We start from the raw sequence: 14,790 nt of genomic DNA, 5'->3' as shown, positions 1-14,790 counted from the left end.
TCATTGCTTCCAAAAAAGATAAAAGGGAGGTATGATTTTTTACGAAAACGCTTGCATAAATAATTTTTCCATGCTATACTGGTTGAACACTAATCATTTTAAGGAGATAGAATAGATATGAAACAGAATTCTTCTGTGACAGGCGATAAACAAGTCGTCTATGCGATTCGTCGGTTGAAAAATGGTGTTGGTTCGGTGGCGATTGCGACAAGCCTAGCCCTATTAACAGCCTTTGCTGGTCCGGTCAGTGCGGATGAGGTAGTCAATACCCCCGCATCAGCTTCAGAGGTGCTGACAGCCCCTTCTAATGAAGCAAGCACTTCTTCATCTGATGGGAAAGTAGCTGCGAACACTGAGACAAGTGAAACCCCAAAAGTGGCGGATGAAAGTGTCACAACGCCTGAAAATGTAAGCGCACTCACTGAAGGAGTGGCAACTCAGAAGGCTGAGAAGGCAGAGGAGCCAATTGCTGATCAGACTATCCGAATTCACGTGAAAAAGCTACCAGAAGAAAACAAGGAAACGCAAGGTCTCTGGACCTGGGATGATGTTGAAAAACCATCGGAAAACTGGCCGACAGGTGCCCAATCCTTTAAGGACGCTAAGACGGATGACTACGGCTATTACCTAGATGTCAAGCTCAAAAATGAGCAGGCGAAAAAGATTAGCTTCCTTATCAACAATGTTAAAGGGGACAATATCACAGGCGACAAGTCCATTGAATTGCTCTCGCCAAAAATGAATGAAGCTTGGTTGGACGACAAATTTAAAGTCTATTCTTATCAGCCTCAAGCAGAGGGGACTGTCAGAGTGAATTATTACCGGACAGATGGCAACTATGACAAAAAATCTCTCTGGTATTGGGGAGATGTAGAGAATCCGAGCAGTGCTGCTTGGCCGGATGGGACAGATTTTACAGCGATAGGGAAATATGGTCGTTACATCGATATCCCCCTAAAGGAAGCTGCAAAAGAATTTGGTTTCTTACTATTGGACGAAAGCAAGTCTGGAGACGATGTGAAAATTCGACAAGAAGATTATAAATTTGCTGATTTGAAGAACCACAGCCAAATTTTCTTACGAGACGATGATCCGACTGTTTACACTAACCCATACTATGTCAACGATATCCGTATGACGGGTGCTCAACATGTCGGAAAAGAAAAAATTGAGGCCAGCTTCTCGACTTTGGCAGGAGCACAGAAAGAGGAGTTGCTCAAGCGGACCAAGATCACAGATGCTCAGGGAAATCCTGTCACCATCTCAGACCTTCTTTTAGATGAAGCAGGGAAGAAAGTAACCTATACAGGGGATTTCTCTCAGGTTGATCAATCCTATACGGTTCAATACGACAATGACCGCTTCACAACCAAAATGAACTGGCGCCTCAAGGATGAAGCTTATAGCTATGATGGAACTCTCGGAGCTCATCTTCATGAAGCTGGGAAAAAAGTGGATCTCACCCTCTGGTCACCAAGTGCAGATAAAGTATCCGTAGTCGTCTACGATAAGAATGATTCTGAAAAACTAGTTGGTCGTGTGGCTTTAGAAAAAGGGGAGAGAGGTACTTGGAAGCAGACCCTTTCTGCTGATTCAGGACTGGATATCCAAGATTATACGGGCTATTTCTACCAGTATGAAATTGAACGCCAAGGGAAAACCTTCACAGTCCTTGATCCTTATGCCAAATCGTTAGCAGCTTGGAACAGTGAATTGGCCAAGACAGATGATGTCCATAAGGTAGCTAAAGCAGCCTTTGTAGATCCAAGTAAATTAGGTCCGAGTGACTTAACCTATGCGTCCATTCCAAACTTCAAGAAACGGGAAGATGCCATCATCTATGAAGCCCATGTCCGCGACTTCACTTCTGATCCGGCTTTGGCGTCAGAGCTTAAGAGCCAGTTTGGGACCTTTGCTTCCTTTGTTGAAAAATTGGATTACCTCAAAGATCTTGGTGTAACGCACGTTCAACTTTTACCAGTTCTGTCTTATTACCATGTCAATGAATTAAAAAATAGCGAGCGCTTGTTAGAGTATGCATCAAGCAATAGCAACTACAACTGGGGCTATGATCCACAGAACTACTTCGCCTTGTCAGGGATGTATTCAACAGATCCAAGCAATCCTCAAAAACGGATTGAAGAATTCAAGAATTTGGTCAATGAAATCCACAAACGTGGAATGGGAGTGGTACTAGACGTTGTCTATAACCACACAGCTAACGTGGACATCTTTGAGGATATCGAGCCGAATTACTATCATTTCATGGATGCGGACGGTACGCCCCGGACAAGCTTTGGTGGTGGACGCTTGGGAACAACCCACTACATGTCCAAACGGGTCTTGGTTGATTCGATCAAGTATTTAGTGGATACATATAAGGTGGATGGTTTCCGATTTGACATGATGGGAGACCACGATGCAGCCTCTATCGAAGAAGCTTACAAGGCAGCCCGGGCTCTGAATCCAAATCTCATCATGTTGGGAGAAGGCTGGGTGACCTATGCAGGTGATGAAAACAGCCCGGTACAACCAGCTGACCAATCCTGGATGAAGAAAACAGATACCGTTGCAGTATTCTCGGATGATGTTCGAAACAATCTAAAATCTGGCTATCCAAATGAGGGACAACCTGCCTTTATCACCAATGGAAAACGGAAAATTGCGACTATCTTTAAGAATCTCATCGCACAACCAACCAACTTTGAGGCAGATAGTCCAGGTGATGTTATCCAATACATTGCAGCCCATGATAACTTGACCCTCTTTGATATTATCGCTCAGTCTATCAAGAAGGATCCAAGCATTCCAGCAAATAATGCAGAGATTCATCGTCGCTTGCGTCTCGGAAATCTGCTTGTCTTGACAGCTCAAGGAACACCTTTCCTTCATTCTGGTCAAGAATATGGTCGGACCAAGCAGTTCAAGGATCCAGCTTACCGCACGCCTGTTTCCGATGACAAGGTTCCGAACAAATCTCATTTGTTGGTCGATGAAAATGGAAAACCATTTGACTACCCTTACTTTATCCATGATTCCTATGACTCAAGTGATGCCATCAACCACTTTGATTGGGAAAAAGCAACCAATGAAGACCTCTATCCAGAGAATACACGCTCTCGGGCCTTCACCAAAGGGTTAATTGCCCTTCGTAAGTCAACAGATGCCTTCCGGATGGATAATATGGATGAAGTGAAGAGTCGCGTCAAGCTCTTGACGATTCCAGGTGAGAATGGTGTGGAAGAAGAGGATCAGGTGATTGGCTACCAAATCACTGCAAGCAATGGGGAAGTATACTTGGTGTTGGTCAATGCAGATACTAAGGCGCGTGACTTTGCTCTAGGAACTGACCTAGAACGCTTTAGAAATGCGGATGTTCTAGTGGATGGGGAACGCGCAGGTATTAGCAATCTAACTGATCCAAAAGGAATCTCTTGGACAGAAAAAGGACTTCGACTGGATGCTTTGACAGCAACTGTCTTGCGTTTGTCTACTAAGGAAGAAGCTGAAAATCCAGCACTTTCGGATCGACCTGAATACCATACACCGGCAACTCCATCTCCAGACAAAGTCCTTCCTTCACAAACTGCTAAACCGACGCCACAACTCCTTGCTCAAAAGAAAGAGGAGACAGAAGTTCAAGCTTTAGCTCCTCATCCTGACTCCGGGTCAGTTGAACATGGAGAAGAAACAAGTCCTACTCGCTTGCTTCCTGCAACAGGAGAAACCAGCTCCAACCTTACTAGTCTGGCTGGGCTTCTTCTCTTAGGCAGTCTCGGATTTGGAATGAAAAAGAAGGGGAGAAAAGAAGATTAAAATCTTCTATATTGGGCCTTAAAAATACTTTTTAAAACCTACAGTAAATCAGCCCATTTGGGCTGATTTTTATGTTACAATTAGGATGTAAAAAATATTTGTGGAGGCAGTATGTCTACAACTCTAAAAGGGACTCTGATTACTTTAATAGCGGGAATTGCTTGGGGACTATCCGGAGTTAGCGGGCAATATTTAATGGTTCATGGATTTTCGGCTATTGGGTTAACAAATCTTCGTTTGCTGTTTTCTGGTATTATCCTCATTATTCTTTCCTACGTTGCAGACAAGGAGAAGTTTTTGGCCTTTGTCAAAGATAAATCTTCCTACCTTCCCCTCCTTGTTTTTGCCTTTTTAGGATTGTTATTGACTCAGCTGACCTATTTAGAGGCGATTGCTGAATCCAATGCTGGGACAGCTACGGTGTTACAGTATCTCTGTCCAGTGGGAATTTTAGCCTATACCTGTGTCAAGGATAGGGTGGCCCCTACACTAGCGGAAGTAGTTTCGATGCTTTTAGCGATTGGAGGCACATTCTTAATTGCAACACATGGTCAGCTCAACCACCTGGCCATCAATCCCAAAGGTTTAGCTTGGGGAGTGGTGTCTGCCTTTGCCTATGCCCTTTATATCATTCTACCTCTGAACTTGATTCAAAAATGGGGAAGTATGCTGGTGATTGGAGTTGGGATGACTATTCCAGGAATCCTAATGCTCCCTTTTAGTGGCCTTCTCTCTTCTTCTGGAAACTACAGACTCGATACCTGGATGGCCCTTTTTGGCTTGGTGGTTATTGGGACGATTTTTGCCTATACAGCTTTTTTGAAAGGCACCTCTTTGGTCGGAGCCGTTAAAGGAAGTTTGCTGGCTTCCTTTGAGCCTATTTCGGCAGTATTCTTTGCCTTTGTCATTATGAAGGAGCATTTTTTTATGGTTGATGTGATTGGAATGGCCATGATTCTTCTAGCTGTTCTCTTGATCTCCCTCAAGGATCTCTTGATTCAAAAAGAAAAAGGAATCTTGTAAAGAAGGCCGAAAAGGATCCTTATTATAGGAATCAGAAGGTTGAGACGGAAGTCTCAGCCTTTTTCTGATCAGGGTTCCTTGTGGAGGTAGATATCACTAGATAGCGTATACATAGATGGAAAAAGATGTTAAAATAGAACAAAATTTTTAAAGGAGATCCTGATGAGAAAGATATATAAATGGAGCATTCTTGCTGCTGCAACCTTGAGTCTAGTAGCTTGTGGCACCACTGCTCAAAAGACAAATTCGCAGCAATCAAAGACGGAAAAAGCAGCGAAAAGCTCAGCATCTGACGGTCAAGTAGAGCTGAGCCTAAAAGGAGGGCAATACATCAAACCGCCTGTCCTCAATGACTCAGAAGACGGCACTTATTTAGCCCTTCAATTAGAATTTAAGAATGTTGCTAAAGAATCTATTAACGTGTCAGATTCAGATATCACCATCTACGATGCGGAGAATAACAAGGTCAAATTGCAGTCAGGAATTTATGACCAAACGGAAACCTTCCAATTGCTCAAGAGTGATCAGTTGGCCCAGGATAAAAAATTAACCGGCTATATCGTCTTTCCAGTCGAAAAAGGCAAAAAATACGAAGTGCAGTATGAACGAAAAACCTATAGCTCTGATAAAAAAACGAAGCCTCTAAAATTTGCGGTGGATTCTTCTCAGTATGAGGACAAGGTGGAAGCTTCCACCCTTCTAGCTGATGAATACATCAATCAAGTTTACTTTAGTGGCCAACGAAAGGTCAAAAAGGATGATGCTTTTGTTTTGGGAACTGATTTGAAAAAGGAAGCCAGTGATTTCCGTGCGAAATTTGCGGCTGATTTTACTCGTAAACTACACGATTACCAATTCCCAGAAGAAGAAGTGACCCAGTTTATCGATGCTTATGAAAAGGAAAATGCAAAGCGCGCTAAATTAACCTATAAGGTTAAACAATATCTCCCGGACAAGGTGGTCATTAGTCTAAATCCTGAGACTGTCAGCATGGAAAAGACGATTTTAAACCACATGCAGACCTTCTATCAAGAACATCGGAAAGATTATTCGAGTATCATTGAGGCCAATCAGGCTCAAAACAAAGCCTATAGAGAGGAAATGATGGCTTCTCTTGCGGATCGCCCCTTGACGACGCCGGATCAAAACGACTACCAGTTGACCTTTGTTAAGAAAGATGGCAAATGGGAAGTGGAAAAAGCCTATAATAGTGATAGCTTTATGGAAAAATTTGAGGGAAATCTTTCTTAATCATGAAGAAGACACTCCTAGGACAGAAATCTAGGGGTGTTTTTGCTCTATAGTTTGAAACTATATCAAAACCCAAGAAACAGGAATTAGACGGGAGCCCTTCTTAGTGATAAAATAATTTCAAGTATGAAAGGAGATGAAGGTTTGTGGCTTTTTCTTATGAAGAATTAAGAGAGATTCGCCATTATCTACACCAACACCCAGAATTATCTGGTCAAGAATACCAAACAACAGCCTTCCTAAAGGACCGTTTGGAAGGCTTGGGAATCCGTGTGTTAGAGAGTGGTTTAAAAACCGGTTTGATTGCGGAAATTGGAACTGGTCATCCAGTGGTAGCGCTTCGAGCAGATATCGATGCTCTTCCAATAGTAGAACAAACCGGTCTACCTTATCAAAGCCAGAATCCGGGAGTTATGCATGCTTGTGGCCATGATTTCCATCAAACCAGTCTTCTAGGAGCTGCAGCTCTTCTCAAGGAAAAAGAAGCCCAGCTAGACGGAACGGTCCGCTTGATTTTTCAACCAGCAGAAGAAATTTCAGAAGGAGCTACTGAAGTTTTAGCAACAGGACTGTTGGAGGATGTTCAAGGGATCATTGGTTTTCATAATATGCCTCAGCTAAAGGCAGGCCAACTCGCCTTAAATGCAGGAGCCATGATGGCAGGGGTCGAAAAATTCAAGGTAACTGTGACAGGGGTTAGTAGCCATGCGGCGAGACCAGACTTGGGAGCTGATACTGTGACAGCTGTTACGACGATGGTTCAGAATCTACAATTATTGATTTCACGGACTGTTTCTCCTTTTGAAACAGCTGTCCTGTCTATTACGCATCTAGATGTGGGTTCTACATGGAATGTTCTCCCTAAATCTGGCTATTTTGAAGGAACCATTCGTTCCTTTAACCCGAGTTTGCAAAGAGAGTTAAAGGAACGCTTCATTTCTATTATTCGCCATACCGCAAAAAGCTTGGAAGTCGATGTAACTTTTGAGTGGGGAGTAACACCTCCTGTCACCTTCAACAATGAGGAATTGACTCAGCTGGTTTGGGATGCTTCTCAAGGTCTGGCTGAGGTGATTCCAGCAACCCCATCTACAGCTGGAGAAGACTTTGCCTTTTATCAGGAGTGGATCCCTGGAGTATTTGCCTTTATCGGGTCCAATGGTGAGCCAGACGCGCCAGACCTCCATCATGACCATATGACGATTGATGATGCAGCTTTTCAGGTATCGGTTCCTTATTATGTAGAAAATGCGCAAGCCTTATTGAGGTATTTTAAGGATAAGGAAGCGTGATAGATAAAACCTATCACCTCCATAAAAAATATATAATAGGCAAGAGGCGGCGATTCTGATAAAATGGAAGAATATTTTTAAGATGGCGTTTTATGTGCCTGAAACCAAAAAGGAGATCCTATGAATCTAAAAAAAATGATTAAGTATTCTGCTTTAGGATTAGTTGCAGTCCTTGCAACCAGTGCTTTAGTAGCATGTTCATCTGGTAAATCTGCCAGTGGCAAGAAAACAATTGAAGTTGGGACTGTTGGAACAACTAAACCCTTCTCTTACGAAGAAAAAGACGGCAAGCTAACCGGTTATGAAATCGAAGTTTTGCGTGAAATCTTCAAAGATTCAGACAAATATGAAGTAAACTTTAACAAAACAGAGTGGTCTTCAGTCTTTGCTGGCTTAGATAGTGACCGTTTCCAAATCGGTGCCAACAACATCAGCTACTCAAAAGAGCGGGAAGAAAAATACCTTTATCCAAATCCATATGCTCGTAATCCATTAGTATTGGTCGTACCAAAAGATTCTTCTATTAAATCTTTGGATGACATTGGTGGCAAGAAAACAGAAGTGGTTCAAGGAACATCTACTGCTAAACAATTAGAAGATTTCAATAAAAAACATTCAGATAATCCAACTGACTTGCAATACACAGATGGAACGATTCAAACCATCATGGCCAATCTAGCGGATGGTCGTACCGATTACAAGATCTTCGAACGTATTTCTGTAGATACCATCATTCGAGATCAAGGCTATGACAACTTGAAAGTGATCGAGCTTCCAAGTGACCAACAGCCTTATGTTTATCCAATCATTGCAAAAGAGGATAAAGACCTTCAAAAATTCGTTAACAAACGTATCAAGGAACTCTATGACAATGGAACCCTTGAAAAATTGTCTAAAAAATACTTTGGTGGAACTTATCTACCAGAAGCAAAAGATATTAAAGAATAATATTTATTTAAAGGAGATTTCAAAATGAAATTGAAAAAAATTCTTGGTTTAACAGCTCTTGCAGCTGTCGCAACGTTTGCTCTTGCAGCATGTGGTTCTTCAAACTCATCTAGCAAAGATGGTGAAACAACAGTTAAAGTGGGTGTCATGACATTGAGCGACACTGAAAAAGCTCGTTGGGATCAAGTTCAAAAGAACTTGGATGACGCTAAAACAGGGATCAAATTGGAATTCACTCAATTTACAGACTACTCACAACCAAACGTGGCTGTAAAAGATGGTAGTGTAGATATCAATGCTTTCCAACACTACAACTTCTTGGATAACTGGAACTCTAAAAACGACAATGCCCTTGTTGCAGTAGCAGATACTTACATTGCTCCAATCCGTCTCTACTCTGGTACAGAAAACGGTAAAAATAAATACACTTCTATCAAAGAAATTCCAAAAGGTGGAACCATTGCCGTACCAAATGACCCAACAAATGAAAGCCGTGCCTTGTATGTCTTGCAATCAGCAGGTTTGATTAAATTGGATACCAAAGATGGCCAATTGGCTAACGTGTCAAACATCAAAGAAAATCCAAAAGATTTGAAGATTTCTGAATTGGATGCTTCTCAAACGCCTTCTGCTCTTCCTTCAGTAGATGCTGCTGTCATCAACAATACCTTCGTTCGTGAAGCAGGGGTTGACTTCAAAAAAGCGATCTATGTTGAAAAGAAAGACAACAACTCAAAACAATGGTACAACTTGATTGCTGCTAAGAAAGATTGGGAAAAATCTGACAAAGCAAAAGCAATCAAAGAAATCATCGATGCCTATCACAAAGACAATGTGAAAAAAGCGATCGAAGAATCTTCAGAAGGGATGGACCAACCAGTCTTCTAAGAAACGGTCTCTAGTGTATGAATGAGGTGGGGAAGAAATTCTCTACCTCTTATCTCGTATTAGGAGGAATGCATGCCTTTTGCTACAGAAGCGGAACAAATCCGTAAATTTGAAAATGATGAGGTTGCGCAACACTATTTTGAAGTCTTGCGGACCTTAATTTCAAAAAAATCGATCTTTGCTCAACAGGTTGGTCTCAAGGAAGTGGCCAATTATTTAGGAGAAATTTTTACAGCTGCAGGAGCTAAAGTGGAAGTAGATGATAGCTATACAGCTCCCTTTGTCATTGCTAAATTTTTCTCTGCAAATCCAAATGCCAAGACCATCATTTTTTATAATCATTATGATACGGTCCCAGCGGATGGAGACCAACCATGGAGCAGTGATCCCTTCACCTTATCGGTCCATTATGGAACCATGTATGGCCGAGGGGTCGATGATGATAAAGGTCACATTACGGCTCGTCTCACAGCCCTGCGAAAATACATTCGTGAAAGAGGAGACTTACCGGTCAATATCACTTTTATCATCGAAGGAGCAGAGGAGTCTGCTTCGACAGACCTGGATAAATATTTGGCCAAACACAAGAAGCACTTGCGAGGGGCAGATCTTCTAGTCTGGGAACAAGGAACCCGAAACAATCAAGGACAACTGGAAATCTCCGGTGGTAGCAAGGGGATTGTGACCTTTGATATGGTGGTGAAGAGTGCAGAAGTGGATCTCCATTCTAGTTATGGTGGCGTGGTAGACTCGGCTTCCTGGTATTTGATAAATGCAATCGCAAGTTTACGCGATAGAGAAGGTCGGATCTTAGTGGATGGGATTTATGATCAGATTCAAGAACCCAATGAACGCGAGTTAGCCTTGATTGAACAATATGCCAACAAGGTTCCAGAAGATGTAGCAGGGACCTATGGCTTGACCCTTCCCATCTTGAAGGAAGATCGCAAGGAATTCTTGCGTCGTTTCTATTTTGAACCAGCTCTGAATATTGAAGGGATTGGCTCTGGCTACCAAGGCCAAGGCGTTAAGACGATTCTTCCAGCAGAAGCGCGTGCCAAGATGGAAGTACGCTTGGTTCCAGGCCTGGATCCCAAAGATGTTTTGGAGAAGATCAAGCAGCAACTGAAGAAAAATGGCTACGATCAGGTAGAATTGGTCTACACCCTCGGGGAAATGAGTTACCGTAGTGATATGAGTGCCCCTTCGATTTTAAATGTGATTCGGCTGGCCAAAGACTTCTATAGAGAAGGAGTTTCTGTTCTTCCGACAACAGCCGGAACAGGGCCTATGCATACAGTCTTTGAGGCCTTGCAAGTCCCCATGGCAGCCTTTGGAATTGGTAATGCCAACAGCCGTGATCATGGGGGGGACGAAAATGTGAAAATCGCAGATTATTACACCCATATTGAATTGATAAAGGAGTTAATAGCAAGTTATGAGTAAAGCAATGATTCAGCTGGACCACATTGATGTGACTTTCCAGCAAAAGAAACGTCAGATCCAAGCCGTTAAAGATGTGACCATTCACATCAATGAAGGGGATATCTATGGGATTGTCGGGTATTCAGGAGCTGGAAAATCAACCTTGGTTCGGGTAATCAATCTCCTCCAAGTACCAAGCGCAGGGACTATCACTGTTGATGGAGATGTGATTTATCGAGATCAGGTGACCTTAAAACCAGCTGCTCTTCGGGAGAAACGTCGGGATATCGGGATGATCTTTCAACACTTCAACTTGATGGCTCAAATGACCGTCGCAGAAAATGTAGCCTTCGCTCTCAAACATTCTAAATTAAATAAAGAACAAAAGGATGAAAAAGTTGCGAAATTATTGGATCTAGTAGGTCTAGCAGACCGTGCAGAAAATTACCCAGCCCAATTGTCTGGTGGACAAAAGCAACGGGTGGCCATTGCACGTGCCCTTGCCAATGATCCAAAAATCTTGATCTCTGATGAATCAACTTCAGCCTTGGATCCGAAGACGACCAAGCAAATTCTAGCTTTGTTGCAAGAGTTGAACAAAAAGCTTGGCTTAACGATTGTTTTGATTACCCATGAGATGCAAATTGTCAAAGACATTGCCAATCGCGTAGCCGTGATGCAAAATGGTGAATTGATCGAAGAAGGTTCTGTTTTAGATATCTTCTCAAATCCTAAAAATGCTTTGACCCAAGACTTCATCACAGTCGCAACAGGAATCGATGAAGCCATGGTGAAAATCAATCAACAAGCCATTGTTAAAAACTTGCCAGATGATTCGATCTTAGCGCATCTCAAGTATGCAGGCTCTGTAACAGATACAGCCATCATGAATGATATCTACAAACAGTACCAAATTTCTGCCAACATTTTATTTGGGAATATCGAAATCCTTGATCACACTCCTGTCGGAGAATTGGTGGTTATCTTATCAGGTGAGACTCAAAATCTGGAAACAGCTAAATCTGAGTTAGAAAATGCAGGTGTTTCCGTGACTATTGTGAAAGATGGGAGAAAAGCATGATCCAATTAATTCAAACGTATTTACCAAATGTTTATAAATTAGGGTGGTCTGGCCAATATGGATGGGGAACCGCTATTTACTTGACTCTTTATATGACCGTTATTTCCTTTCTCATCGGAGGATTTTTAGGATTGGTAACAGGACTTTTATTAGTCTTGACTCGTCCGGGTGGGGTCATCGAAAATCGAATCGTTTTCCAAATTTTGGATAAGATTACTTCATTGTTCCGTGCCATTCCCTTCATTATCTTGTTAGCCTTTATTAATCCATTGACTTACTTGCTTTTGAAAAATACCATCGGACCTACAGCCGCTCTTGTTCCATTGTCCCTAGCAGTCTTTCCTTTCTTTGCCCGCCAAGTCCAAGTGGTCTTATCTGAATTGGATGGCGGTGTGATTGAAGCGGCTCAAGCCAGTGGGGCCACTTTCTGGGATATCGTCGGAGTTTACCTTCGTGAGGGTCTTCCAGATTTGATCCGTGTGACAACCGTGACCATCATTTCCTTGATCGGGGAAACCGCCATGGCGGGTGCCGTTGGTGCAGGAGGACTAGGAACCTTAGCCATCAACTATGGTAAAAATATGTTTAACAATGATGTCATCTTTGTAGCGACTTTATTGATTTTAATCCTCATTGTGTTGGTCCAATTTATGGGGGATTTCCTATCCAAGAAAATTAGCCATCGATAAAGGTTGAGAATGCCATGATACAGAAACATCAATTTAAGCAGGTTGCAGCCTTTGCAGCCTTGTATTTTCTTGCCATTGGATTAGGTGTCCTACTTGGAAGTCTGGTTGACCATCGAGGGAACATGTTTTATGCTCCAGCCTTCTCTGCCCTAGTGGGTGGAGGGATCTATCGAGTTTATGTTGAAAAAATTCAACGAACAGGGGCCATCCTAGTAGTCGCTCTTGTGATTGGTGCTTTTTTCCTTTTTACTCGTCATGGAGCTGGAGCTTTTCTGCCTGCTCTTGTTGGAGGGCTTTTGGCAGAATTGGTCGCAGGCCGTGGTCACTACCAGTCGAAATTGGGCAATGCGCTGTCTTTCCTCCTCTTTTCCTTTACGACGACAGGGCCCATTCTTATGATGTGGATCCAACCGTCTAGTTACCGTGCTTCTTTACTAGCACGTGGGAAGTCGATGGATTATATTGAACGCGTTATGGTACCGTCGAATATAGGAACGGTGAGCTGGTTTTTACTGACCCTTCTTCTTGGAGCTCTACTAGGTTATCTTCTTGGATCTTTGGTCTATCAAAAGCTAGATAGAAAATGATATGATGGAGAAGAAATATGCACAATAATTTACTAGTCCTTCAGTCAGACTTTGGTCTGGTGGATGGGGCTGTCTCTGCTATGATTGGGGTTGCTTTAGAGGAATCGCCAACCCTCAAGATTCACAACTTGACCCATGACATTACCCCTTACAATATTTTTGAAGGAAGTTACCGCCTCTTTCAGACGGTAGACTACTGGCCGGAAGGGACAACCTTTGTTTCGGTGGTCGATCCGGGGGTCGGTTCCAAACGAAAGAGTGTGGTAGCTAAAACGGCGAAGAATCAATACATTGTGACTCCCGATAATGGGACCCTCTCTTTCATCAAAAAACATGTAGGGATTGTTGCTATCCGTGAGATTTCAGAGGTGAAGAACCGTCGGGCCAATACAGAGTTTTCTTATACCTTCCACGGGCGTGATGTCTATGCCTATACAGGAGCTAAGTTAGCCAGTGGCCATATCAGCTTTGAGGAAGTGGGACCAGAGCTCAGTGTCGAACACATTGTAGAAATCCCTGAGGTGGAAACTGTTATAGAGGATAATCTTGTCAAAGGAGCCGTTGACATCTTGGATGTGCGCTTTGGTTCTCTTTGGACGTCTATTACTAGGGAAGAATTCAATCATTTGGAACCCGAATTTGGGGAACGCTTTGAAGTAACCATCTATAACAATGACATGCTGGTTTACCAAAACCAAGTAACCTACGGCAAGTCTTTCGCCGATGTGCGGATTGGACAGCCAATCCTCTATATCAATTCCCTCTATCGTGTTGGCCTTGCCATCAACCAGGGATCCTTTGCCAAGGCCTATAATGTAGGAGTTGGGGCTTCTTGGCATATCGAAATTAGAAAAATGGAAAATTAATAGGAGATAAAATATGAAACAAAAACAAGCTTTTACAATTAAGGATGTTGTAGCCATCGGGGTTGGAGCGGCCCTCTTTGTGGTCATTGCGATGATCCCAATTCCAGCACCAGCACCAAATACTAGCATTCAGTTGCAGTATGCGCTTCAAGCTCTTTTTAGTGTAGTCTTTGGCCCGATTGTCGGCTTCTTAATGGGCTTGATCGGTCATGCTATCAAAGATGCCATGTCTGGAAATCTTTGGTGGACTTGGATCATTTCTAGTGGTTTGTTTGGCCTCTTTGTCGGTTTCTTCCGCAAGCAAATCGGTGACCTAAAAGGAGAAGTGACCAAGAAAGAATTGCTCGTCTTTAACGTCGTTCAAATCGTAGCTAATCTTGTCATCTGGGGACTGATTGCACCGGTTGGAGATGTCATGATCTACAAAGAAAGTGCCAACAAGGTCTTCCTTCAAGGTGTTGTTGCGGGTTCTGTCAATGCTTTAGTGGTGGCTATTGCAGGTTCACTCCTCTTGATTGCCTATGCTCGTACCCAAACAAAAGACGGAAGTTTGTCTAAAGATTAATCATAAATAAGAAGAGAAAGTCTGGGAAACCAGGCTTTTTTGTTTATCGAAAATATTTTTTACAAAATGTAAGATATATATTGCAAAATAGAAAATATAGTGTATAATAGAGCTATAAAAACAAGAAAGGAAAAGCATGTGGCGAAAAATCTCAAATTAAAAATAGCCCGGGTCGAGCATGATATGACCCAGGGGGATCTTGCAGATGCCATCGGGGTGACACGCCAGACCATTGGCCTGATCGAGGCAGGGAAGTACAATCCGACCCTCAGCCTCTGCCTAGCCATTTGTAAGACCTTGGATAAGACGCTGGATCAACTGTTCTGGGAATAACAGTTTTAACATAGAAAGAGGAATCA

Annotated in this window: 13 protein-coding genes; all 13 read left to right on the top strand. The window is 42.7% G+C overall.

The window, feature by feature from the left end:
• Positions 1–117: 117 nt before the first annotated feature.
• The 13 genes from QM968_RS04875 (at position 118) to QM968_RS04815 (ending at position 14,764) form a co-directional block, all read left to right on the top strand.
• Positions 118–3,816, top strand: a complete 3,699-nt coding sequence (locus QM968_RS04875; RefSeq protein ID WP_414382702.1) for a pullulanase — start codon at positions 118–120, stop codon at positions 3,814–3,816.
• Between the two features lie 111 nt (positions 3,817–3,927).
• Positions 3,928–4,839 (top strand): DMT family transporter, encoded by a 912-nt coding sequence (locus QM968_RS04870; protein WP_414382699.1) that lies wholly within the window; start codon positions 3,928–3,930, stop codon positions 4,837–4,839.
• Between the two features lie 162 nt (positions 4,840–5,001).
• A complete protein-coding gene (locus QM968_RS04865; protein WP_414382697.1) occupies positions 5,002–6,090 on the top strand; it encodes a DUF4352 domain-containing protein in 1,089 nt (362 codons plus the stop codon).
• 146 nt (positions 6,091–6,236) lie between these two features.
• On the top strand, positions 6,237–7,382 hold the full coding sequence (locus QM968_RS04860) for an amidohydrolase (RefSeq protein ID WP_414382694.1): 1,146 nt from the start codon (positions 6,237–6,239) through the stop codon (positions 7,380–7,382).
• 120 nt (positions 7,383–7,502) lie between these two features.
• Positions 7,503–8,330: an amino acid ABC transporter substrate-binding protein gene (locus QM968_RS04855; protein ID WP_414325978.1), complete on the top strand. Its 828-nt coding sequence runs from the start codon at positions 7,503–7,505 to the stop codon at positions 8,328–8,330.
• A gap of 24 nt (positions 8,331–8,354) precedes the next feature.
• Positions 8,355–9,218 (top strand): MetQ/NlpA family ABC transporter substrate-binding protein, encoded by an 864-nt coding sequence (locus QM968_RS04850; protein WP_414382691.1) that lies wholly within the window; start codon positions 8,355–8,357, stop codon positions 9,216–9,218.
• A 72-nt stretch (positions 9,219–9,290) separates the two neighbouring features.
• Positions 9,291–10,664, top strand: a complete 1,374-nt coding sequence (locus tag QM968_RS04845; RefSeq protein WP_414382688.1) for a M20/M25/M40 family metallo-hydrolase — start codon at positions 9,291–9,293, stop codon at positions 10,662–10,664.
• Complete coding sequence (locus QM968_RS04840) at positions 10,657–11,724, top strand: methionine ABC transporter ATP-binding protein (RefSeq protein ID WP_195326720.1); 1,068 nt, start codon at positions 10,657–10,659, stop codon at positions 11,722–11,724. The genes QM968_RS04845 and QM968_RS04840 overlap by 8 nt, the downstream gene beginning before the upstream one ends.
• The gene (locus tag QM968_RS04835) at positions 11,721–12,413 is read left to right on the top strand and encodes a methionine ABC transporter permease (RefSeq protein WP_009731552.1); all 693 of its coding nucleotides are present in this window, start codon (positions 11,721–11,723) and stop codon (positions 12,411–12,413) included. Before QM968_RS04840 ends, QM968_RS04835 begins: the two co-directional genes overlap by 4 nt.
• A gap of 14 nt (positions 12,414–12,427) precedes the next feature.
• The gene (locus QM968_RS04830; RefSeq protein ID WP_195487497.1) at positions 12,428–13,000 is read left to right on the top strand and encodes an MptD family putative ECF transporter S component; all 573 of its coding nucleotides are present in this window, start codon (positions 12,428–12,430) and stop codon (positions 12,998–13,000) included.
• Between the two features lie 17 nt (positions 13,001–13,017).
• On the top strand, positions 13,018–13,866 hold the full coding sequence (locus tag QM968_RS04825) for an S-adenosyl-l-methionine hydroxide adenosyltransferase family protein (protein ID WP_414382684.1): 849 nt from the start codon (positions 13,018–13,020) through the stop codon (positions 13,864–13,866).
• A 13-nt stretch (positions 13,867–13,879) separates the two neighbouring features.
• The gene (locus QM968_RS04820; RefSeq protein ID WP_414325973.1) at positions 13,880–14,431 is read left to right on the top strand and encodes an ECF-type riboflavin transporter substrate-binding protein; all 552 of its coding nucleotides are present in this window, start codon (positions 13,880–13,882) and stop codon (positions 14,429–14,431) included.
• A gap of 138 nt (positions 14,432–14,569) precedes the next feature.
• On the top strand, positions 14,570–14,764 hold the full coding sequence (locus QM968_RS04815) for a helix-turn-helix transcriptional regulator (RefSeq protein WP_126404724.1): 195 nt from the start codon (positions 14,570–14,572) through the stop codon (positions 14,762–14,764).
• The last annotated feature ends 26 nt before the right edge of the window (positions 14,765–14,790 follow it).

It is taken from the genome of Streptococcus sp. OMI870, from assembly GCF_047460295.1.
Classification (GTDB): domain Bacteria; phylum Bacillota; class Bacilli; order Lactobacillales; family Streptococcaceae; genus Streptococcus.
Note: the sequence above shows the minus strand (reverse complement) of the source record. Positions and strands in the feature narration are given on the sequence as shown.

Excerpts from the sequence above, each read along its gene's own strand:
- QM968_RS04875 (WP_414382702.1), top strand. The coding sequence starts at position 118 with ATGAAACAGAATTCTTCTGTGACAGGCGATAAACAAGTCGTCTATGCG.
- QM968_RS04870 (WP_414382699.1), top strand. The coding sequence starts at position 3,928 with ATGTCTACAACTCTAAAAGGGACTCTGATTACTTTAATAGCGGGAATT.
- QM968_RS04865 (WP_414382697.1), top strand. The coding sequence starts at position 5,002 with ATGAGAAAGATATATAAATGGAGCATTCTTGCTGCTGCAACCTTGAGT.
- QM968_RS04855 (WP_414325978.1), top strand. The coding sequence starts at position 7,503 with ATGAATCTAAAAAAAATGATTAAGTATTCTGCTTTAGGATTAGTTGCA.
- QM968_RS04850 (WP_414382691.1), top strand. The coding sequence starts at position 8,355 with ATGAAATTGAAAAAAATTCTTGGTTTAACAGCTCTTGCAGCTGTCGCA.
- QM968_RS04845 (WP_414382688.1), top strand. The coding sequence starts at position 9,291 with ATGCCTTTTGCTACAGAAGCGGAACAAATCCGTAAATTTGAAAATGAT.
- QM968_RS04840 (WP_195326720.1), top strand. The coding sequence starts at position 10,657 with ATGAGTAAAGCAATGATTCAGCTGGACCACATTGATGTGACTTTCCAG.
- QM968_RS04835 (WP_009731552.1), top strand. The coding sequence starts at position 11,721 with ATGATCCAATTAATTCAAACGTATTTACCAAATGTTTATAAATTAGGG.
- QM968_RS04830 (WP_195487497.1), top strand. The coding sequence starts at position 12,428 with ATGATACAGAAACATCAATTTAAGCAGGTTGCAGCCTTTGCAGCCTTG.
- QM968_RS04825 (WP_414382684.1), top strand. The coding sequence starts at position 13,018 with ATGCACAATAATTTACTAGTCCTTCAGTCAGACTTTGGTCTGGTGGAT.
- QM968_RS04820 (WP_414325973.1), top strand. The coding sequence starts at position 13,880 with ATGAAACAAAAACAAGCTTTTACAATTAAGGATGTTGTAGCCATCGGG.